This window comes from Acinetobacter sp. WU_MDCI_Abxd143 (assembly GCF_025514195.1).
In the GTDB taxonomy this organism is placed as follows: domain Bacteria; phylum Pseudomonadota; class Gammaproteobacteria; order Pseudomonadales; family Moraxellaceae; genus Acinetobacter; species Acinetobacter pittii_H.
The window spans coordinates 1-22482 of the sequence record NZ_JAHPTH010000002.1; the positions used below are offsets into that span (position 1 = coordinate 1).

The following is a 22482-nucleotide window of genomic DNA, read 5'->3' on the forward strand; positions in this document are numbered from 1 at the left end:
TCACGACTGCGACCTCGGCCTCGACCACCTGAACGGCCACCGCGATCGTCATCATCATCGTCGTCATCACGACTGCGGCCTCGGCCTCGACCACCTGAACGGCCACCGCGATCATCATCATCGTCATCATCATAACGGCTGCGACCACGACCACTTGAGCGGCTACCGCGATCGTCATCATCGTCATCATCACGGCCGCGGCCACGACCATTACGGCCATCATTTTTATGACTTAAGGCACCCGCTTCACGTGCTTCTTCAGACGTAAATTCATGAGCATTACCACTTGCATGGGCTGCTCGGCCAGCTTCACGAGCTTCTTCAGAGGTAAACTCATGTGCATTACCACTCGCGTGAGCTGCTCGCCCACCTTTGCTGGCTATTTCTCGTACTCTTTCAGGATCCATACTTGCAAATCCACGATTTGAAGTACCTGTTCTATTGTTATCATCATCTTCATATCTAGTATTAGCCATAGTTATATCTTCCTATATTTAATTATAGTCACTACCGCTTTTGGTTAACGGATTTAATTAAGATAGAAGATCTGTAATATTTTCCCACCTAGGCTCTGTATCAATCGATTTAAATGTATATAAAATTAAAATTTTAAATTTTTATAACTTCATTATTTAAATAAGAATTTATATATTTCAGCTTCTATTCAACTTTACCTTTTATATAATTATTCACTCATTATTACTCAAGCGCACATTAAAATATATTCTTACAATCAGTTTTAAAACTATCATGTAAATAACAAAACAGTTTAAATAAAAACAAAAAGTAAAACTATGAAACATCCCCACCTAAAAAAACACAAATGGGAAACAAATAATTTTATTAAAAAACAGAAACATATATCATTACATTTCTTTAAAATCTTTACTTGAGTAATAAAAAATACTATTTAAAAATTAATTTAAGATATTCTAAGTGAGTTAGCCATGAAAGTAGATCAACAATCATCACTTCCACAATATATTCATATTTCTATCCCAGAAATTCTATTAGGTCATATTAAGTCTAAGAATTCATGGCAGAATTATGATCAAGAATGGAGTTATAGATTAGATCCCCCACATGCAAGCCATCCCTTCCAAAGAGACTTGTACATTATTAAATCAAAAGATATGAAACAAGAAGATATAAAATTATTACTAGATAATATAGCGCATCAAGATAATAAAGCTTCACAGAATATAGAGGAAGCAAGAAAAGTTATTCAAGAAATTTTAGACTTATCTAATAATATACCGATAGAAAATTGGTTAGACGATACAGGAAACCGCTCTATTATTGAGAGTATGATTGATAAAAATAAAATTAAGCTAATAGAAATTATATAACTCTCAAATATAAAATATTTTTTTACATCCTTATATATAAAAATAACAAAGAAAACTTATTAAAAAATTCATTTTACTTATATTTACGTAACAACAGTTCAACCTATGAAAATTAGATATTCATACAGAGGTATTTGAAACATGGAAAACTCAACAAATCAATATCCGACGTCTGCTCCCGCACAAGTTCAATCTCATCAACCAGGCGATCAGGAAAAAATGCATCCTGAACCAGAGATTATAAAAAGCTCCCATAAAGGTAGCGAGAAGTTAAAAGGTAAAGTTGCCGTTATTAGTGGTGGCGATAGTGGTATAGGCCGTTCTGTCGCTGTATTGTTTGCCCGTGAAGGTGCCGATATTGCCATCCTTTATCTTGAAGAAGATCAAGATGCCGAAATCACCAAACAGCTCGTAGAAAGAGAAGGACAACATTGCCTTTTATTAAAAGGTGATATTTCTGACCCAGATGTTGCAAAACTAGATATTGATAAAGTTCTACAACAGTACGGCAAAATTAATATCTTAGTAAATAATGCCGGTGTGCAATATCAACAAAAGGAAATTGAAAGCATTAGTAATGAACAGTTAGAAAAGACATTTAAAACCAATATTTTTCCAATGTTTTATCTTACTAAAGAAGCCATTCCTTATATGGAAGAAGGTGACAGTATTATTAATACGACCAGTATTACCAGCTATCAAGGTCATGATGAGCTGATCGATTACGCAAGTACTAAAGGTGCTATTACTACTTTTACGCGCAGCTTATCGAACAATTTAATGAAACAGAAAAAAGGTATACGAGTGAATGGTGTGGCACCCGGCCCCATCTGGACTCCCTTAATTCCAAGTAGTTTTGATGCAGAAACCGTTGCAGAATTTGGTAAAGATACGCCAATGGGAAGAATGGGACAACCAAGTGAAGTTGCACCTGCTTATCTTTTCCTTGCCTCAGATGATGCAAGTTATATTACAGGTCAGGTTATTCATGTAAACGGTGGTCAAATCGTTAATGGCTAATCATTAAGATATAAAAAAGCCCTGAAAGTTAAAGCTTTCAGGGCTTTTTTTGTTGTTAAGCTGGTACGTGAGCAGCGATTTGTTCTCGTGACCAAACACGATGAGCCATAATCAAGTTTTTGAATTTTTCAGCAATTTGCTGGAATTCACCTTCAACTAGCGTACCTTCATCGGCAACTAAACCTAGCGGTTCAAGTAAATCAGATTTATTTCCTAAAAATGCAATTGGTTTTAAATGCTTATAAGCTTCTAATAGATAATGACGAGTCACACCATCTTGCATAACAGCATTTAAATTATCGCCATCAGGAATGATTACCGCATCATAAGCGATTGAAGGTTCAGCCATTTGCATGCCATCAGCCGTAATAATTTTATCTTGATGATCTTTTACAGGAGCTAAACTTGGCGCTAATAAATGAAGAGTTACACCTTCTTTAATTGCCCAGTTTTTCATAACTTCCAGTTCATCAGATTTCACTAAATTATGGATGAGCACTGCAACTTTTCGGCCTTGAATATCTTCTGGTGGAAAAGCCAAGAAAGATAATTTAGCTGATTTTTCAACTGCAGTTTTTTTATAATCTAGCGTTAAATCAGGAACTTCGATTCCTAAATTAGCACCTACTTGTCGAGCTAAGTCGAGATCAATATTTGCCAAAATTTGTTGAACTTGGCGCTCACGGATGTGTTTTCTTTGCACTTTACTTAATTCAAAAGTATAGGCATCGACCACGTGCTTTTGCTCATGAGGGGCAAGGCTCTTGTAATAAAGGCGCGGTTGTGAAAAATGATCGGAAAAGGTTTCACTTCTTTGACGAAGTTTATGTCCGCTAATATTTTCAGGATAGCTTTCAAAACCACCATTTGAAGCCGCAGGTGGTGTTTCTGCTGGCCAATCATTATCAATTGAGTTTGGTTGGTATGCAGCCTGCCCTTTGTGAATGGTATGTTGGTGAATACCATCACGTTGATTATTATGGAATGGACATACAGGTTTATTGATCGGGATTTGATGGAAGTTTGGTCCACCTAAACGACTTAACTGCGTATCGGTATACGAAAATAGACGTGCTTGTAAAAGTGGGTCATTTGTAAAATCAATCCCTGGCACAATATGGCCTGGACAGAAAGCCACCTGCTCTGTTTCTGCAAAGAAATTATCTACATTGCGGTTCAAAACAAATCGACCAATTGGTGTGACTGGAACCAACTCTTCAGGAATAATTTTTGTTGGATCTAACAAATCGAAGTCAAAGTTCATTTCATCATCTTCTTCGACAATTTGCACACCCAATTCCCATTCAGGGTAAACTCCATTCTCAATGGCTTCATAGAGATCGCGACGGTGGAAATCCGGATCTTTACCTGCAAGCTTTTGAGCTTCATCCCAAACTAAAGCACTTAAACCTTGTTTAGGTGTCCAGTGGAATTTCACGAAATGAGATTTGCCTTGAGCATTAATAAGACGGAATGTATGAACACCAAAACCCTGAATTGAGCGTAGATTACGTGGAATAGCACGGTCTGACATAGCCCAAATCACCGCGTGTGCTGACTCAGGCACTAAAGACACAAAATCCCAGAAAGTATCATGAGCGGTTGCACCTGTTGGCATTTCTGTATCTGGTTCAGGTTTTACGGCATGCACGAAGTCTGGAAATTTAATACCATCTTGGACAAAAAATACGGGTGCATTGTTACCCACTAAATCGAAATTACCTTCTTGGGTATAAAACTTAATTGCGAAACCGCGGATATCACGGACAGTATCGGCAGAACCACGTGGGCCTTGCACAGTTGAGAAGCGTACAAAAATTGGCGTTTGAATACTTGGATCGGTTAAAAATCCCGCTTTTGTAAAACGCTCGTTTCCTTCATAGGCCTGAAAGTAACCATGTGCACCTACGCCACGTGCATGCACAATACGTTCAGGAATACGTTCATGGTCAAAATGAGTGATCTTCTCTCTTAAAATAAAATCTTCTAATAGTGTTGAACCACGAATGCCCGCTCTTAAACTATTCTCGTTATCCGCTATTTTAACCCCTTGGTTTGTGGTTAATGCCTCATTGGTTGCATCATCTCTGACTGAGTCTAATTGTTCAGTTTTTTGGGTAGTATTGGCTTTATTTGCAGCGTCCGCACCAGCCATTTCACTTGTTTTATTTGTTGATTTAACATTATCAGTCATGTTCATTACCTATGTTTTAAAGTTAAACGTGGGGTGAATTAAAAAACTCCAAGAGTTAGTTTTTGTTAAAGGAACTTAAATATGGAAAAAGGAGCTCAACATATTTACGTGTGCTCCATAGACCAATGCTTTTATGGTGTGAATCTGGGGCCAAAAACGGAGTCAGCTTACATATCTTTATGGCAAGATCAGGGGTGTGGCGTATACGTTCCTGAAGTGCATCGAGTTCGCCATCAGAAATATAGCTAAAGAGATAGTCTTGAATACGCTGGCTATTTTTTAGTTCTCTGCTGTAAGCCAAAAAGTTAGAAGCATGGTCACTACCAGCAATCCAGTCATGAATAATTTGTCGTTCTACAGGGTTAAATACCCCAAACATTTTTCCATTTTCTTCATTAATCATTCGCCAGAACACGCTCTGTTCAGGATCGGTATTCAATTTAATCCACTTATGATCAATGAGATGTGTAACCAGCCCTTTAACGTCTTCTGGGTTTGATAACCATTGGTTAATCGTTTTACATCCAAACTGTCTAGTTTCGTTATGAATGAGCTGGCCCACGAGCGCTTTTCTTTTTAAAATTTTAAGAACTAAATCTTCAAGATTTAAATTTTTAATAATTTTAGAAGACGATACGCCATGGTTATTAAGAGCAAAACCGCGCTTCAATTTATTAAAGAAGAGTTCTTTGTCTCTATATTTATCGTAAATATTTTCTATAACTTTAATTGCTTTATCTGCATGGCCGTTATCAATGTTATCGATAGTGATATGCAAATTAAAATATTTAGAATCAATACCAAGTTCCGCAAGCTCATAATTACTGATGAGTAGATGAAGTGGCAGTTGCTCATAGCCTAAATTAAAGCCAACAATTTCGGGAATGAACTCAGCTGGAGCATAACCAAGCGCCAATTGAATCACGGCATTATGATAATATTCATCTTCTAAGAGTAGATCAAAACTATCGAGCCCAAGACTACGTAATAAGTCATCATAGATACATACATGATTTGCTTTCGGCTCACCTAGCCCCAGCTCTTCCAAATAGGTAATGATAAGGTCATGAAAAACTGGATCATTCCAATATTGAACTGAACTATATAGCCATGCACCGTCTACTTTTTTAGTGGGTGAAACTTTAATTAAAAACTCAAATGCCTGACCAACATTTTTAAAGTACTCTCTTCCGCCGCCATTTTGTCTACGACTCAAATAGGTCTGAAATAACTCACAATTTTGTTTATTATCATTTTCACACCATTCTTTAACCGTCTTTATAGTTGCTGGAAAATCAATTTCCTCTTGATCTATTTTATCTATTTCTTGATTAAGGAAATCTCTTGCTTTCTTCTCTTTTTCAAAACTAGAAATATCAGGATCAAGGAAAAAAACAAATAATTCGTAATAGTTCTGTTGATTATCTTGTAATAAGTCTAATAATCTTTTTTTCACTACAACAGGCATTTCTATTCTCCTTTAGTGAGATATAAATTACCATACTTTAACTGAACTATAATCCCAGCCTATCTTTGTTATATTACGTTATCAAGAAACAACTCATAATTTTAAAAATATTAAATTTCAATAAGATACAAAATAACACAAACTTACATTCTCACCTTTCGAATAATTTAACCTGCTGTTTTTATAAAAAATATATAAATTATAAACCTTTATTACACTTGAGCTACCTTTAAAATTATAAAGACTAAAAACTTAACAAAAAGAAATTAAAAATAATCTTATAACTAAATTAAAAATAGTTTTAAGGAGAAAACAAATGTTTAACTCATGTTGTAAATTACTTGCCCAAGAGAAAATTAAAATCGCATTTTTTGAAAGTGCTTCGGCTGGTTATCTCGCTTACCGCTTTTCTTTGAGCCCTTATTCAGGTGACATTCTTATTGGAAGCTTAGTTAGCTATGACTTACGTGTTAAAGAGAATACTCTTCATATTTCACCTGAACTTATTGAAAAATATACGCCAGAGTCTATGCAAGTCACTGTAGAGATGATCAAAAAAGGCAAAGAACTCTTGCATGCCGACCTCTATGTTGCCTGTACTGGATTACTAAAAAAGGGGGGCTCGGAAACTACTGAGAAACCTGTAGGCACTTTCTTTTATTCTATTTATTATCAGAATAATTTTTATAACTTTAGAAGAGTATTTAAAGGTTTACCCTGCCTTAAACTTAGACAACTTCTTTATTACATTACCCAAGATATTGAATATATAATATTAGATAATAAAAAATAGCTTTTCTTTATAAAAGATAACAAATACATATTTGGAAATGATCATAGTGTTTGCTTAATTCCAATGTACCTAAATGTAATCTTATCTATCTTCATATTAATTATGTTTATTGATTAAAATTACATTTTATAGAAATCAAGGTTTTATTTAATAATCAAAGTTACAGTTAAATATAGGGTAACACCCCTAGACTACACATTAAAAATTTTCATGTTTTAATGAACCTATCTGAAGCTCTCAGATAAAACACACATCATAAATGATATGAGGTAATTAAAGATGAGCACTACTAATAATCAAAGCAATCAACGCGATAATCAACAGCAACAACAACAGCAAAACGACAACCGTAACAACCAGCAGCAACAAGGCAACCAACAGCAAAACGATCAACAGCAACAAAACAACCAGCAACAACAGCAAAATGACAACCGCCGCCAACAACAAGGCTCTAATCAAAAAGATTCAGGCCAACAAAACTCAAATAACAATAATCAGCAACGTTAATTCGTTGCTGACTTAAATGTCATTTGATGCGGTCATTCATTTTATTTAGGAAGGTGCCCTCACCTTCCTAAATTTAACATAAGCATAAAATTAAATAAGAGAAGAGGAAAAACTGATGACAGATCAAAATACAGACCATGCTCAACTTGTAGCTGGCGACCATAATTATTCTGACTCTCGCTGGCGGGAAAGTTATCTTACTCGACCTTATTATCAAGAAGCTCAATTAACTACGCCAGATCTGGATTATGATCGTGATTTTTCTGCAGCTTATGAACTAGGTCACCGTGCCCGTTCAGAATCTAAAGAAGGAACTCAGTTTGAAGATATGGAAGGTAGCTTGCAACAAAAGTGGGAAGAATTAAAAGCTGAATCTCGTTTAAAATGGGAACATGCTAAACAAGCCATTAAAGATGCATGGGATGACATGTAACATCCTTAATTGGTCCAAAGCCATGAGCTTATTTCCTATTGGCCCTCGGAAATAAGCTCTTTTTATTGCTAAAATTTCTTAAAACTCCAGCTTCGAGTGCTTCTTTAAAAGAAAGGTGGCATATTAAAATTATTATTTAAATATTGATTGGCTAATTGAGCATTATCAAAAACTTCTTTTTTGAACTGTACACTAGATGCCGATAATGTATGAGTCGGTTTGATAGTTACTTCAACTACATACTTATTTTGCTCATGTTTGGCTTTCACACCATAGATCTCAGACTCATTAATACACGTCCCATCTGTAAAATATACAAACATGCTTAACCACCTTAAGTATTCATTTGAGCGTAAACTTAATAAAGTTCTAATATCATTTAAGCCTGATCTAAGTGTACACATCAGGCTTGACTGAAAATTTGTTTAATTTTCTTTTTTCTTAAAGTATTCAATAATTTCTTCCCCATTATTTACGGGGCTTCCCGTAGGGGGATATGTTTCTTCATAAGCATAGGCAGGCAAAGCAACTTTTGCGCGAATGGGAGGTAATTTTTCTTGACCACCCGTGGTAATTCGTTCGATAAAACCTGCAAGCCAAAGTACAAATTCCTGTGTATTCTTACTTTTAGGAATAATACTTAAATCTAATTTAATTTTAGATTCCTGAAGAGGTTTAATCAATAATTCAGCAAAATCAATATAATTGTATAAAAGTTTAAGATTTGTCCCCTTAATCTCGTGTCTGAGCTCAATCATCAAATTGTTAAGATCTTCCATATGATCATCTGTAAAGCCTTTTTTTTCTTTAACATTTTGATAGATTTTCTCAGCTATTCTTAAGTACTGGGGCATATCCTTACCTTCAAAAAATTGTTTTCACTAAAATGAATTTTGGATGAATATAAGTAATTTATTGTGTTTATTTTATTAATTTTTTGAAACTATAATTTATATTAGACACAATTCAATAACAACAAATTTATACAAACATAATAACTCACTAATTTATTGATTAATTTTATATTTTCATATAATTGTATTTTTTATTATGTTACATATTTTATAGAAATAAACGATAAGAAAACCCACTTAACAGTGAGTTTTCTTAAGCGAAATCATTATGAATTTTTATCCATTTGTTGTGTAGTTGCTGGATCATTAGAGCCGTGTGTTCCATCATCGTCGGTTGAATTTCTATCTTGACAAGCGCTCATACCCACTGCAATTGCGACTACCATACTCACTGCACAAAATATTCTTAACATTGAGGTCACCCTTTTAAATCTTAAGATGTAGGTTTATGAATAACATTTTCTTATGTTTACCTACTGCTATGGTTCTCTTAAGTTTTGTAGGTTATGCAAGCTTTTGTAAAAAACACAATAAAATAAATCTAAAGAAAATTACTATTCTTGCAATTGATATTTTGATTATTTTTTGGCAATGGCTAATTATTTAATTACATCATATTTATAAAATTAGAAATTCTTACCCTTTTTAAACTTATATCTAATTAAGTTAATAGCCCTCCACACTATATAAATACACAATTAATAAATATTTGATATATAAACATTAAAACTCATTTCCTAAATTTGATTGAATGTTTATTCAGTACTCCAAATTCTAAATAACTCCTTATTTTATTAATAAAAATTTAAAAATATTAATATTTGTTTATATAAACCAATCTTTTATTTTTGCAATTGACCCGCTTTAAGGCTCAGCTTATGATGCTCCCGCTGACCTATTTTGTCAGTCGGTTTTAGCAGATCGTCTACCTAAGTGCACTAAAAACAAGTTTTTTGGTGTGGAGCCCCTCGTGCCTTTGACGGAGGAACGGGAGTGGGACACCTTCGGGTGTGCTGGTTTCTTAGGTATCAGTCTGCTAACCCTCTTTCGTTTCACCACCATAATTAATAGCAGTGATTGGGCGCAACTTCTTTTATCAAGGAGTCTCTAATGACTATTATTTTATATTATTTTATTTTTCTTACTCTTCACTATCCTTTTATTTGGCTTAAAGCGGTTTTAAAGAACTTTCTCTATTTTTTCGCCCATCCAAACACTCATCTCACTCGACAAAAGATGTCAATATTTAACACCCGTTAAAGATGAGAACATCTCCAAACCAAACTGAACGATAACAACAACCAATAAAGAGCAATAATGATGTTTTTTTTATATCGTATTGTTTTAATGTGCATCCTATTAATAAGTTCTATAAGTTTAATAGGTTGCAGATCTATTAGTAAAAATGAATTTAATACACATTGTGTTTGGGCAGGTCGTGCACTTTCACAATGCAACTGTATTTATAACTCTTTAGAAAAACATTATTCGCCAAAGTTTGTAGAAAACTTACCGAAAGTTAGCTTACAAAATATTGATGCGGATATGCACTTTGTGGAAACAATGAATGAAACCATGGATCAATGTCAGTTAAGTGCCAGAAAAAATTAATTAACTAATGTTTGCATGCTCGACCAAGAAATCTAAAAAAGCCCTGACACGTTTAGGAACATATTTGTCATGTCCGATCCAAACGGCATGAAATTCTTCAGAAGCATTGGTATTCCAGTCTTCAAGGATTTTAACTAATAGTTTTTGCTCCACAGCTTTTTGGACTTGGAATTGGTTAAGCTGTGCAATACCAACACCTGCAATCGCTAACTGTAAGATTGCTTCTCCATGATTTACTCTTAAGATTTTGGTGGGCACAAGCGTGATTTCTTGAACATCTTTTTTAAAAAGCCATGTTTTATTTTGGCGTTGGTAACTTACATCTAAAAGCTGATGTTCATATAACTCTTCTGGATGCTGCGGATAACCATTGTTTTCAATATATGTAGGTGAACATACATAATGTTTCTGAGTGCTTCCGAGTGAGCGAGCAACCAAATTTGAGGTTTTTAAAGGCCCTGTACGAATTGCAACATCTATTCTTTGCTCAACCAAATTAATGACTTCATCACTCAAATGAGCTTCTAATTCTATTTGTGGGTAGCGTTGATTAAATAAGGAAATACAAGGCAATAAAAAATGCGTCCAATATGAAAGACTAGTATGAATTCTAATTCGCCCTTGCGGTATGTGGTTTGCAGTAACAGATTGTTCAAGCTCGTCTAGATCGTTCAGGATTTGAATGCCTTGCTCATAAAACTGGCATCCTTCACTGGTAAGCTGGAACTGACGTGTTGAGCGATTAAGCAGCCTAACACCAAGTCTTTTTTCCAACCGAGAAATTAACTTACTCACCGCAGACGGCGTCATGTCACAAACTCTTGCGGCTGCTGAAAAGCTTCCTAATTCAACTACATGAATAAAAATTGCCAACTCGCCAGACCGATTAATATCAAAATAAGACATAACAAAATCTATTTATGAATTTCATTCACAAATCTTATTCCGCTTATGTGGCTATAACAAGCCAGTAATTTGTTTCAAGATAACTTTAATTCGTTTTAAAGAGTTCACGAGATGAAACTTTATCAACCCGCCCTATTCTCTCTCGTTTTATTTACGAGCTTTGCACAAGCAGAAGTACAAAAGAGCCAATGGATTACCACTTGGGCAGCCAGCCCACAAAAAGTCTGGAATAAAGATTTCGTTTTCCCGACCAATATTCCAGATCAAATATCAAATCAGACCATCAAACAAATTAGTCAAATTAGTTTAGGTGGTGAAGCTGTTCGGCTCGTTTTCACCAACCAATATGGGGATCAACCTTTATATATTGATAAAACTACCGTGGGACTAATCAAAGGACAAAGTCTAAAATCAAAGAATGCTTATCCAGTTTATTTTTCTGGAAAGCTTAAAGCACAAATTTTACCTGGCAAACAGCTGATGAGTGATCCAATCCAATTACCAGTTCCCGATCATGCGCAGTTAATGGTAAATACCTTTATTCAAAAGCCCACTACATTTAAAACTTTTCATTGGGATGCGAAACAAACCAGTTGGCTCATTACGGGCAACCAGACTGCGAATTTAAATACGCCTAGCAGTGCCAAAACCACAACTGCACGATTATTATTGTCGGCTGTAGAAGTAAAACCGAAGCGTAAAGCACATGTTGTTGCAGTCATTGGAGATTCAATTACCGATGGCGCAACCGCAACTTTAGATGCAAATACCAGATGGACCGACTTTTTAGCTAAGCGTTTATCACCACATCAAGTAGCGGTCATTAATAGTGGAATTTCAGGGAATCGACTACTTACAGACGGTATGGGTGATAGTGCTTTAAAACGTTTAAACAGTGAAGTGTTTCAATACTCAGGTGTCAAAACTTTAATTGTGCTGGTAGGCATTAATGATATTTCATGGCCCGGTACCGCATTTGCACCTAAACAACACATACCGACTTTTGAAGCACTCACTCAAGGTTATAAACATGTTGTAGATGAGGCACATCGACAAGGTATCCAAGTGATTGGGGCAACGTTACTTCCCTTTTCAGGCGCTTTACCCAATACACCGTTAGATAATTATTACCAACCGAATAAAGACCAATTTCGCCAGCGTATTAATCACTGGATCAGAACCAGTCATACATTTGACGGCGTACTTGATCTTGAGCAAGGTTTAAAAGACCCTAAACATCCTGATCGATTAAATCCAATTTATGATTCGGGAGATCATTTACATCCGAATGATCGTGGTAATCAACAAATGGCAAATCTGGTTGATTTAAACGAATTAGTTAATCAATAAAACATCCAGATACGGATAGGAATTTGTTTCCTACCCGTATCCATATTGATTAATTCCCCTCTAACTCGGCGTTAAGCTTTGGTGTAATAGGCTGTTTTTCAGCTACATATCTTCTTAAAACCATGACGGCGAAAAGCGCTAAAATTGCAGGAATTGCGATCATCACAAAATTCATTTTATGTGGTAATTCCAACCCTAATAACAGGCCCGTTAAGATAGGTCCAACAATAGCCCCAATACGACCAACACCAGAGGCACAGCCAATTCCAGTAGAACGCACACTTAATGGATAATATTGTGCAACGTAACTATAAAGAAGAATTGAAGTACCAATCGTTGCTGCTCCGGCAACAGTGACTAAACCATATAAAACATAGGCGGGTGAGTTAAAACCTAAGCCGACCAGTGCCAAAACACCCGCCAGTAGCATTCCCATAATTACAGGTTTCAGATGGAATTTATCAGACAAAATACCGCCACCGATTGAACCAATCATTGCGCCAACATTTAGAGCAAGCAAGAATAAAATACTCTTTCCGAGTGAATACCCTGCTGCCAGCATGAGTTTTGGTAACCAGCTACTTAAGGCATATACCATGAGTAAGCACATAAAGAACACGAGCCAGAACATGAATGTATTAAATGCACGGCCTTGTTGAAATAATCCTTTTACAGAGCTGCCTGTTGGAACATTATCTTCATTAAGCACTAAGTGAGTATTAATCGTTAGGTTTTGTTCAGGTGAAATTTTTTGAATAATGCGCTGTGCTTGCTCAGTCTTACCTGTCTTAACTAAAAAGGTTAAAGACTCAGGTAAAAACTTCCAAATGACAGGTAATAAAAATAGTGGAATACCGGCAATTAAAAACATAATTTGCCACCCCTGACTTTCAACCAAATAACTACCAATTAATGCTGAAAGAATTCCCCCAATTGCATAACCACTAAACATACTCCCCACCAAAGTACTTCTTATACGTTTAGGTGCATATTCGGAGGTAAGAGCAACTAAATTTGGCATGACCCCGCCAATGCCTAGTCCCGCCAAGAACCGAAGTATTCCAAACTCAAGTGGACTTGATGCAAAAGCACCTAAAAAGGTAAAACCACTAAAAAAAGTCACACAGATTAAAATTACCTTTTTACGGCCTATTTTGTCTGCCAGTGTTCCAAAGAACATCGCCCCAAACATCATTCCGCATAGTGCCGTACTTGCTAACATCCCCGCCTGTACAGCTGTTAACGACCACTCTTGCATTAGCAACGGCAATACAACGCCATAAATCACCAGATCGTAACCATCAAAAATAATAATCAATAAACACCAAAGTAAAATACTCCAGTGAAAAGGGGTAAATCTGGCCTGATCAATAACTTCATTTACATTTAATTTAGATGTTGTCATTTACTCACCTCCTCTGTGAGATAAATTCATATTTAATTTTTTAAAACGACATACTGCACCCTAAAGAAAAAACAGATTATTCAAGGTCTTGTTGAATAAATTAAAAGTCATAACTCGCCATCATATTGAAGCGGTTATCAATCCCATTACGTCCATCAAAAGTTTCTCGTTCGCCATACACATATTCGACGCCCAAAGTAATTGGTTTGTATGGGTTATAAAGTGCATTCACCCAACCCTGCCAAAGCTCTTTGTTTTGAGTGGTGCTATTACGTTGTAATTCAGCAAAACGGTTATCATCTTTGGCTTTCATATAGCCATAAGCTAAGGTTGAACGAATTTGTGGTGTAAATTGATGAGTGATACCCAAAGAAACGGTGTCAAACTCGTTGCTATGCATATTATTTTGATCATCTATTGCATAGCCGCTATTACTCCATAGCAAGAAACGCCCATCTCCGTTGACATGGTAATAATCGGCTTTGAGTAAGGTATCAGGCGTAATTTGATATTTACCGCCGAAGCCCACACCCCAAGCGACTTGCTCATCATTATTCGTTCTCTTTTCGGCGACAAAACTACGTCCCGACAACATTGAGCCATTCGCAAACTTATGATTTAAACGTCCTACCAAAGCTGGTAAGCGCATTTTATTGTCAGGGTCTGAGATCGCAGTATATTTCGGATCTTCAACCGATACTGCAAAGCTTGTATTTGCCGTTAAGTTATCGCTATAGCGAACTAGTGGTGATCTTAATAATGCACTGCCTACAAATGTGCCTGCATCAATCGTTTCCGGATAATATTCGGGTGCGATAAATGTTGACCACGTTTGACCGATGAGCCATTTATCAAAAGTTAAATAAGCATGGCGTATCCGAAACTGATCACGAGTGGCTGCCCCAAAGAAGTCCATTTCTAACTTTCCGCCTACATCACCCGCGGCTGTTGGGGTTTTAAAATTCAACCCGAAACGTGTCACATTAACCGTACTGTGCAACTGGTCTTTTTGTGCAGATTCTTCTGGCGTGTTTTCAAGTGGAACACCGCTAATATTGTTATACATGGTAGAAGCCCCCTTCATTTGATAAGAAGCATCTGCCCGTATATAACCATATAAGTTAAATTCTGCACCAGACTTGGTTAAACCTTGCTGTATTGGTGGTACGGCTTGAGGAGTCGCTGAATTTGCTAGTTCCACTCGTCCTTGCGTTAAAGATTTTTGCGCCTGCATATTGGCTTGTAACATAGCCCGAAGTTCTTTCACTTCTTGGCGAAGTTGTGCTATTTCAGGATCTGTTTGACCTGCAAAAGCGGAAGACATAAACAGGGTCACAGAAACAGCCAACAGGCTTTTTTGAACCGTTGTATTTAAAACTTTCATCATGAAATTTTCCTTTTGATCTTTAATTAGACTTAAAGATCTCGACATCCTTTTTGTTATGTACCCATCTAAAATAGGTGCTTAAAATTTGTCTTTCTTTCACAAGAAAAACCTTCGATCATATTTTTTAGACAAAACCTCCCTAAAGCGGCCTGAAAACCACTTTTAATTTGTTTTAAGTAAAGCTAAATCTTCTAATTCTTTTCAGTTTTTATATTCTCTTCCTCATTGAGAATATGCAGGTTTTATATCCGTATTAACGCTTTCCCAAATCCATTATTTTTTTGCAATAAACCCTTGATACGTCAAAATTTGCGTATAAGGATGCACACTTTCAAAACCAGTTTTTTCTAAAAGTTTTATATATCCTTCAGTGGTTAGGCTAAAAAAGTCTTGTGCCATACGCTCTAACATTTTCTGACATTGCTCTTCCGTTAAACCTTGTGCCAAACATAAATAACGTAAAGCGTGAAGATGCTGTGGATTTACACACGTCATTAAATCGTAGGTCAGCAAAATCGCTTTTTCTTTTAAGCGATCATAAATATCCTTAAAAAAAACAGGTTTTATGTCATCTGCAATAAAATGAGCCACAAGAATAGAAAGTGCAGCATCAAAGCAATTTTCCAGAGGTAAAGCTGAAGTTTCACCGTGGACAAAGGTCACATGAGAAGATTTATCTAAAAGTTCAACCTGTTCCTGAGCTTTTTGCAGCATAGTCAAAGATGGATCAACTGCTGTAAATCTCCAGCTTGGATGACGTTTAAGTAAATATTCGAGTTCATACCCCGTGCCACAGCCCACAATTAAAATATGAGCATTTGGCGGCAACACCGATTGCAAAATGGCATCCACCTGTTGATGGATCACTTCATAACCCGGAATTAATTTACGGATATGTTCGTCATATCCTTCGACTACCTTTGGGCTATTAAAGTCTTTTGCCATTTTGCTTATCCTCTATTTAAACTACCTTTCAATTTATAGTTTGCTGCACTTTGAATGGGCTTTCGACTTCTTTAGTCAAAGACATTTCCCGTTAAGTTAAGTTCAGCTCGCATAATTTCCTGCAATTTAAACTTTTGGGCTTTGCCTGAAGCAGTCATTGGAAACTCATTAAAGAATCGGACATAACGCGGCACTTTATTATGAGAAATATGCTCTTTGCAGAATTGGCGAATGCTGTCTTCATCAATTTGATGATGTTCATGCAAAATAATACAAGCACAGAGTTCTTCACCATATCTGGCATCTGGCAAGCCAATGACTTGGACATCGCTCACATCTGGATGAGTGTATAAAAAGTCTTCAATTTCTTTTGGAAAGAGATTTTCCCCGCCACGAATTACTACATCTTTAATACGGCCTTTAATTTTAATAAAACCGTCTTGGTCCATTTCGGCAATATCACCTGTATGCATCCAACCCGCAGCATCAATGACCTCTTTGGTCTTTTCTTCTTCACCCCAATAGCCAGCCATCACTGAATAACCGCGAACGCATAGCTCACCCAAAGTCCCTTGCGGAACAATCTGCCCTTCTAAATCGACAATTTTAATTTCAACATGCGGATGAACATGTCCAACTGTGCTTACTCGCTTATCAATCGAATCATTTACCGAACTTTGTACACTCACTGGCGAGGTTTCAGTCATACCATAGCAGATGGTGATTTCAGACATATGCATGCGGTCTATAACACGCTGCATAATTTCTCTTGGACAAGGACTACCTGCCATAATGCCTGTTCTTAAGCTCGACAGATCAAACTCACTAAACTGTTCATGCTCTAAGGTGGCAATAAACATGGTTGGTACACCATAAGCTGCCGTACAACGTTCTTGATGAATCGCTTTTAAAGTTTCCAAAGGATTAAATACAGCCGATGGATAGACCATGGTTGACCCATGTGTAACGCAGGCTAGATTCCCCATGACCATGCCAAAGCAATGAAACAACGGTACAGAAATACAGACTTTATCTTGAGGAGTTAAACGAATGCCTTCACCGACAAAATAACCATTATTTAAAATATTATGATGGGTTAACATGGTCCCTTTCGGGTTACCTGTTGTACCTGAGGTAAATTGGATATTAATGGTTTCATCAAACTGGAGCTGTCTGGCTAATTGTTTTAATTGTTCTAGCTGTTCAGAAGTTGGTGTAGTTAGTAAATCACTAAAACGATAAATACCTGTATGCTGTTGATCATCAATTTTAATAACAAATTTTAAATGTGGCAGTCGTTCTGAACTGAGCACTTTATCTGTACAGGTGGTTAACTCAGGGGCAATTTTTGTGAGTAATTCTTGGTAATCCGTCGTTTTAAATTGAGAAGCAATAATCAATCCTTTGCATGAGACCTTATTCAACACATATTCAAGCTCATGACTTTTATAAGCTGTATTTAGATTGACTAAAATAATCCCTGCTTTAAAAGCTGCAAACTGCGTAATGGTCCATTCCACACAATTAGGCGACCAGATCGCTAATCGATCTCCTTTTTTTAATCCCAATTTTAAAAGGCTACAAGCAAAAGCATTTACTTCATCTTGTAAAGCTTTATAGGTTAATCGTCTGTTTTGATGAAAACTAACGATTGCTTCCTTTTCAGCATATTGCCGACAAGCCTGATCAAATTGTTCACCAATGGTCATACCCAATAAGGGCTGTGTGCTTGGTCCCGAGGCGTAGCTTAACCGTTCTTGTTGCATTGAATCATTCTCCTTGATTCTTCTAATTCTCTTCTTACCTGATCTAATTGTTGTTACTGCAACTATTTTTCTAAACCGCCTTCTTTGTGTTGTTTTATCCTTTATATGCTCTATTTCCTCTGCACAGCATCTACACAAAAATCAGCAATCTGTTTTGAAAAATAGTCTTTATGCGCATGATCAAACTTTGTATTTTGAGCTGGGTCTAGAGGTTCAACCACCACATAGGTCATGGCACCGACAACACATAGTGCTGCTGTATTTAAATCATCCAAGACAAACTCACCACTTGCATTTCCATCCGCAAGTATTTTTTTAATACTTTGTTTAATCAATTGCTTCACACGAAAACGCTCATGTTCAACCGTTGAATCGACAGGTTCAAACATGAGTGAATATGCAAGCTGAGGACTATTGAGTGCCCGTTTTACAAAGGTTGCCACAGCCTTGTGTAATTTCTGCTTTGCCGATAAGTCACTTTCGGTAATTGAGTCAATCACCAATAGTTCCGTATTAATGGCTTCGGACAAAACTTCAATCAGCACTTGGCTTTTATTATCAAAGTAACGATAAACCAGACCACTAGATACGCCCGCTTGCTCTGCAATTGTTTGTATTTGCGCGTCTTTAAACCCTCCCTCTGAAATTAACTTTCTGGCTGAACTCAAAATCGACTTACGATTTTGTTCCATCCGCTCTTGCATTAAAGATGATCGTTTATAGCTCATAATTTATTCTCTAACAAATAAAATGAATTGTAAATCATTTTATGAATCAGTATTCACTTTTTTAAAAAATCATTGTATGGTAATTATCAAATACCCACAAAATATTTTATGGACAACAAATATAACCAATAGGATGAAGATATCATGAACCTACGCAGCTTGAATTTCGGTCTAGATGAAACTTTAATTGCGCTTCAAGATTCAGTGGCAGCATTTTGTGCAAAAGAAATTGCACCAATTGCCCAACAAGTTGATCAAGACAACAAATTCCCTGCACATCTCTGGAAAAAATTCGGAGATATGGGCCTTTTAGGCATGACGGTTTCTGAAGAATATGGCGGTGCCAATATGGGTTATTTAGCTCATATTATTGCCATGCAAGAAATTTCTCGTGCTTCGGCATCTATTGGCCTGTCATACGGCGCTCATTCTAATTTATGTGTAAACCAAATTAACCGTAACGGTAACGAGCAGCAAAAACAAAAGTATTTACCAAAATTGATTTCCGGTGAATATGTGGGTGCCCTTGCAATGTCTGAACCAAATGCAGGTTCAGATGTCGTTAGCATGAAATTACGTGCCGAACAAAAAGGTGATCACTTCGTTTTAAATGGTTCAAAAATGTGGATCACCAACGGCGGGGATGCAGATGTACTCGTGGTTTACGCCAAAACTGATCCGCAAGCTGGTGCGAAAGGTATGACTGCTTTTTTAGTTGAAAGAGGGATGAAAGGCTTTAGTCACGGCAACCACTTAGACAAACTCGGTATGCGTGGCTCTAACACTTACCCGCTGTTCTTTGACAATGTAGAAGTGCCTGCTGAAAACGTACTCGGTGGTGTTGGTAACGGTACAAAAGTACTGATGAGTGGTTTGGACTATGAACGTGCAGTTTTGAGTGCCGGACCTTTAGGCATTATGGATGCCTGTTTAGATGTCGTGATTCCTTATTTACATCAACGTGAACAGTTTGGCCAAGCTTTAGGTGAATTCCAGCTTATGCAAGGCAAACTTGCCGATATGTATTCAACATGGTTGGCATGTAAAGCTCTTGTCTATGCTGTTGGTGCTGCCTGTGACAAAGCGGATCATGACCGCAGCCTACGTAAAGATGCCGCAAGTGCCATTTTATATGCTGCTGAAAAAGCAACATGGATGGCGGGTGAAGCAATCCAGACTTTAGGCGGTAATGGTTATATCAATGAATTCCCTGCTGGCCGTTTATGGCGCGATGCAAAACTTTATGAAATTGGTGCAGGAACTTCTGAAATTCGCCGCATGCTGATTGGCCGCGAACTTTTCAATGAAACCAAATAATAATTATAAATAAGGACGCATCTTATGAACCAATTACAAAGCAAGATTAATGTTCGAAGCGAAGACTTCAAAACAAACCAGCAAGCCATGCAAACATTGGTCACAGATCTAAAACAAGTTGCCCAGCGTATTGCTTTAGGCGGCGGTGAAAATGCCCGTCAAAAACATTTGGCTCGAGGCAAACTTTTACCTCGTGAACGTATTGATCAACTGATTGATGTCGGCACGGCATTTTTAGAAATTGGTCAATTGGCAGCGTACAACGTTTATGAAGATGATGTTCCTGCTGCGGGTGTGATTGCAGGTATTGGTCAAGTCAACGGCGTAACTTGCATGATCGTTGCCAACGATGCAACGGTTAAGGGTGGAACGTATTATCCCCTAACGGTTAAAAAGCATTTACGCGCACAAGAAATTGCTGAACAAAATCACTTGCCTTGTATTTATTTGGTGGACTCAGGCGGTGCGTATTTACCAATGCAAGATGAGGTTTTCCCAGACCGTGATCACTTCGGGCGTATTTTCTATAATCAGGCACGTATGTCGAGCCTTGGTATTGCCCAAATTGCTGTGGTGATGGGTAGCTGCACCGCAGGTGGTGCTTATGTACCAGCCATGTCTGATGAAACCATTATTGTCCGTAATCAAGGTACGATTTTCTTAGGTGGCCCTCCTCTTGTAAAAGCTGCGACTGGCGAAGTCGTGAGTAGTGAAGATTTAGGTGGTGGTGATGTGCATACACGGCTTTCGGGTGTAGCTGACCATTTAGCTGAAAATGATGAACATGCGATTGCGATTGCACGAAACATTGTTGCTAACTTAAATAAAAAGCCAAACGACTTAAATAAACAAGTTGATGAACCATTGTTTGATGCATCAGAACTCTATGGCGTAGTTCCAAGTGATGCACGTAAACCTTTTGATGTACGTGAAGTGATTGCCCGTATTGTAGACGGCTCTCGTTTTGACGAGTTTAAAGCACGTTTTGGTTCAACACTGATTACCGGTTTTGCTTCACTCTATGGTATGCCAGTCGGCATTATTGCCAATAACGGAATTTTATTTTCAGAGTCTGCACAAAAAGGTGCGCACTTTATTGAGCTATGTACTCAGCGCAATATTCCTTTGTTATTCCTACAAAACATTACGGGCTTTATGGTTGGCCGCCAGTATGAAAATGAAGGGATTGCAAAAAACGGCGCCAAATTGGTTATGGCAGTTGCCACTGCAAATGTACCAAAACTCACCTTGATTATTGGTGGTTCATTTGGTGCAGGTAACTACGGTATGTGTGGACGTGCTTATTCACCACGCTTTTTATGGACTTGGCCGAACTCTCGTATTTCAGTGATGGGCGGCGAACAAGCCGCAAGTGTACTTTCGACTTTAAAACGTGATCAGATTGAGCAAAAAGGTGCCGAGTGGTCAGCGCAACAAGAAGACGAATTTAAACAACCAATTCGTGAACAATACGAGCGCCAAGGCCATCCGTATTATGCTTCTGCCCGACTTTGGGATGATGGTGTAATTGACCCAGCGCAAACTCGCCAAGTACTTGGTTTAAGTTTGGCTGCGGCCATGAATGCCCCAATCCAGCCGACCAAATTTGGCGTGTTCCGCATGTAAGAGGTGTATATGAGCTATCAATTTTTACAACTCGAACAACAAGGTCAGGTTGCCTATGTTTGGCTGAACCGCCCTGAATTGCACAATGCTTTTAATACAATCGTCATTGAAGAACTACATGCCTGCTTTAAACAAATCAATACACGTAATGATGTTCGTGTTGTGGTTCTAGCTGGTCGCGGCAAAAGCTTTTCGGCAGGTGCCGACCTCAACTGGATGAAACAGGCAGGTCAAGCATCTTCAGCAGAAAATGAAGCAGATGCATTAAAACTTGCGCAAATGCTTGATGCACTTGCAACACTTAAGCAACCGACCATTGCCCGCGTGCATGGGATTGCTTTTGGTGGTGGTATGGGTTTGGCATCGGCATGTGATATTTGCATTGCCAGCACTGATGCCAAGTTTGCAACTTCTGAGGTTCGTTTAGGTCTTGCTCCTTCTACCATTAGCCCCTATGTAATTCGTGCGATTGGTGCAAGACAAGCCTCACGTTACTTCTTAACTGCCGAGCGAATTTCAGCACATGAAGCCAAACAAATTGGTTTGGCACACGAGGTAGCAGATGCCGAAGATTTAGATAAAAAAGTTCAAGAAATTATTGATGTTCTATTACTCGGTGGTCCGCACGCTCAAGCGGCCTCAAAACAACTCATTCAAATGGTGAGCAACCAGACCATGAGCAATGATTTGCTGCAACAGACAGCTCATCATATTGCTCAAGTTCGTCAAGGCAGCGAGGCAAAAGAAGGTCTGAGTGCCTTTTTAAATAAGCAACAGCCTGCTTGGGTTTCTAACTCGAATAACAACAATTAAGGACGATCAT

22 protein-coding genes are annotated in these 22482 nt (G+C 37.6%); 10 read left to right on the forward strand and 12 right to left on the reverse strand.

Features of this window, described 5'->3' with window-relative positions; genetic code table 11:
• Positions 1–476, reverse strand: a 476-nt coding sequence (locus tag KTI79_RS04770) for a KGG domain-containing protein (RefSeq protein ID WP_262468270.1), incomplete at its 3' end; no start/stop codon positions are given.
• A gap of 471 nt (positions 477–947) precedes the next feature.
• On the opposite strand from KTI79_RS04770, the gene KTI79_RS04775 reads away from it, so the two are divergent.
• A complete protein-coding gene (locus KTI79_RS04775) occupies positions 948–1349 on the forward strand; it encodes a DUF6367 family protein (RefSeq protein WP_032053641.1) in 402 nt (133 codons plus the stop codon).
• Between the two features lie 141 nt (positions 1350–1490).
• Positions 1491–2369: an SDR family oxidoreductase gene (locus tag KTI79_RS04780; protein ID WP_016141360.1), complete on the forward strand. Its 879-nt coding sequence runs from the start codon at positions 1491–1493 to the stop codon at positions 2367–2369.
• Positions 2370–2424: 55 nt separating this feature from the next.
• Here the strand turns inward: KTI79_RS04780 and katE are convergent, their stop codons facing one another.
• Both katE and KTI79_RS04790 read right to left on the reverse strand, forming a co-directional pair.
• Positions 2425–4569: a catalase HPII gene (katE, locus tag KTI79_RS04785; RefSeq protein WP_079284146.1), complete on the reverse strand. Its 2145-nt coding sequence runs from the start codon at positions 4567–4569 to the stop codon at positions 2425–2427.
• A gap of 49 nt (positions 4570–4618) precedes the next feature.
• On the reverse strand, positions 4619–6031 hold the full coding sequence (locus KTI79_RS04790; RefSeq protein WP_032053639.1) for an iron-containing redox enzyme family protein: 1413 nt from the start codon (positions 6029–6031) through the stop codon (positions 4619–4621).
• A gap of 316 nt (positions 6032–6347) precedes the next feature.
• Here KTI79_RS04790 and KTI79_RS04795 point away from each other — a divergent pair, with 316 nt between their 5' ends.
• The 3 genes from KTI79_RS04795 to surA1 all read left to right on the forward strand — a co-directional run bounded on the left by KTI79_RS04795 (position 6348) and on the right by surA1 (position 7764).
• On the forward strand, positions 6348–6824 hold the full coding sequence (locus tag KTI79_RS04795; protein WP_032053638.1) for a CinA family protein: 477 nt from the start codon (positions 6348–6350) through the stop codon (positions 6822–6824).
• A gap of 279 nt (positions 6825–7103) precedes the next feature.
• A complete protein-coding gene (locus tag KTI79_RS04800) occupies positions 7104–7331 on the forward strand; it encodes a hypothetical protein (protein WP_016141364.1) in 228 nt (75 codons plus the stop codon).
• Positions 7332–7446: 115 nt separating this feature from the next.
• A complete protein-coding gene (gene surA1, locus KTI79_RS04805) occupies positions 7447–7764 on the forward strand; it encodes a surface antigen protein 1 (protein WP_000132045.1) in 318 nt (105 codons plus the stop codon).
• Between the two features lie 104 nt (positions 7765–7868).
• Here surA1 and KTI79_RS04810 read toward each other — a convergent pair whose 3' ends face one another.
• From KTI79_RS04810 to KTI79_RS04820, 3 genes are all read right to left on the reverse strand, one after another.
• Positions 7869–8087: a hypothetical protein gene (locus tag KTI79_RS04810; RefSeq protein ID WP_032053637.1), complete on the reverse strand. Its 219-nt coding sequence runs from the start codon at positions 8085–8087 to the stop codon at positions 7869–7871.
• Positions 8088–8189: 102 nt separating this feature from the next.
• Positions 8190–8618 carry a hypothetical protein gene (locus KTI79_RS04815; protein WP_032053636.1) on the reverse strand — a complete coding sequence of 143 codons (429 nt, stop codon included), beginning with the start codon at positions 8616–8618 and terminating at the stop codon, positions 8190–8192.
• A gap of 266 nt (positions 8619–8884) precedes the next feature.
• Positions 8885–9031: a hypothetical protein gene (locus tag KTI79_RS04820; protein WP_032053635.1), complete on the reverse strand. Its 147-nt coding sequence runs from the start codon at positions 9029–9031 to the stop codon at positions 8885–8887.
• A gap of 904 nt (positions 9032–9935) precedes the next feature.
• Here KTI79_RS04820 and KTI79_RS04825 point away from each other — a divergent pair.
• Positions 9936–10229, forward strand: a complete 294-nt coding sequence (locus KTI79_RS04825) for a hypothetical protein (protein WP_079284145.1) — start codon at positions 9936–9938, stop codon at positions 10227–10229.
• Here KTI79_RS04825 and KTI79_RS04830 read toward each other — a convergent pair whose 3' ends face one another.
• Positions 10230–11135 (reverse strand): LysR family transcriptional regulator, encoded by a 906-nt coding sequence (locus KTI79_RS04830; RefSeq protein WP_086375732.1) that lies wholly within the window; start codon positions 11133–11135, stop codon positions 10230–10232. It abuts the gene before it with no gap.
• A gap of 111 nt (positions 11136–11246) precedes the next feature.
• On the opposite strand from KTI79_RS04830, the gene KTI79_RS04835 reads away from it, so the two are divergent.
• Positions 11247–12485 carry an SGNH/GDSL hydrolase family protein gene (locus KTI79_RS04835; RefSeq protein ID WP_032053632.1) on the forward strand — a complete coding sequence of 413 codons (1239 nt, stop codon included), beginning with the start codon at positions 11247–11249 and terminating at the stop codon, positions 12483–12485.
• 49 nt (positions 12486–12534) lie between these two features.
• On the opposite strand, the gene KTI79_RS04840 is transcribed toward KTI79_RS04835, so the two are convergent.
• The 5 genes from KTI79_RS04840 to KTI79_RS04860 all read right to left on the reverse strand — a co-directional run bounded on the left by KTI79_RS04840 (position 12535) and on the right by KTI79_RS04860 (position 18716).
• A complete protein-coding gene (locus KTI79_RS04840) occupies positions 12535–13890 on the reverse strand; it encodes an MFS transporter (RefSeq protein ID WP_086375733.1) in 1356 nt (451 codons plus the stop codon).
• Positions 13891–13990: 100 nt separating this feature from the next.
• The gene (locus KTI79_RS04845) at positions 13991–15274 is read right to left on the reverse strand and encodes a DcaP family trimeric outer membrane transporter (RefSeq protein ID WP_086375762.1); all 1284 of its coding nucleotides are present in this window, start codon (positions 15272–15274) and stop codon (positions 13991–13993) included.
• Between the two features lie 276 nt (positions 15275–15550).
• Positions 15551–16222, reverse strand: a complete 672-nt coding sequence (locus KTI79_RS04850) for a class I SAM-dependent methyltransferase (protein WP_032053628.1) — start codon at positions 16220–16222, stop codon at positions 15551–15553.
• Positions 16223–16293: 71 nt separating this feature from the next.
• On the reverse strand, positions 16294–17988 hold the full coding sequence (locus KTI79_RS04855) for an AMP-binding protein (RefSeq protein ID WP_086375734.1): 1695 nt from the start codon (positions 17986–17988) through the stop codon (positions 16294–16296).
• A gap of 110 nt (positions 17989–18098) precedes the next feature.
• Positions 18099–18716 (reverse strand): TetR/AcrR family transcriptional regulator, encoded by a 618-nt coding sequence (locus KTI79_RS04860; RefSeq protein WP_002114305.1) that lies wholly within the window; start codon positions 18714–18716, stop codon positions 18099–18101.
• Positions 18717–18860: 144 nt separating this feature from the next.
• Between KTI79_RS04860 and KTI79_RS04865 the strand changes: the two genes are divergently transcribed.
• From KTI79_RS04865 to KTI79_RS04875, 3 genes are read left to right on the forward strand one after another with little or no spacing between them, the layout of a single operon-like run.
• Positions 18861–20033 (forward strand): isovaleryl-CoA dehydrogenase, encoded by a 1173-nt coding sequence (locus KTI79_RS04865; RefSeq protein ID WP_032053627.1) that lies wholly within the window; start codon positions 18861–18863, stop codon positions 20031–20033.
• 24 nt (positions 20034–20057) lie between these two features.
• The gene (locus KTI79_RS04870; RefSeq protein WP_086375735.1) at positions 20058–21659 is read left to right on the forward strand and encodes a carboxyl transferase domain-containing protein; all 1602 of its coding nucleotides are present in this window, start codon (positions 20058–20060) and stop codon (positions 21657–21659) included.
• 9 nt (positions 21660–21668) lie between these two features.
• Positions 21669–22472: an enoyl-CoA hydratase/isomerase family protein gene (locus KTI79_RS04875; RefSeq protein WP_032053625.1), complete on the forward strand. Its 804-nt coding sequence runs from the start codon at positions 21669–21671 to the stop codon at positions 22470–22472.
• Positions 22473–22482: the final 10 nt, after the last annotated feature.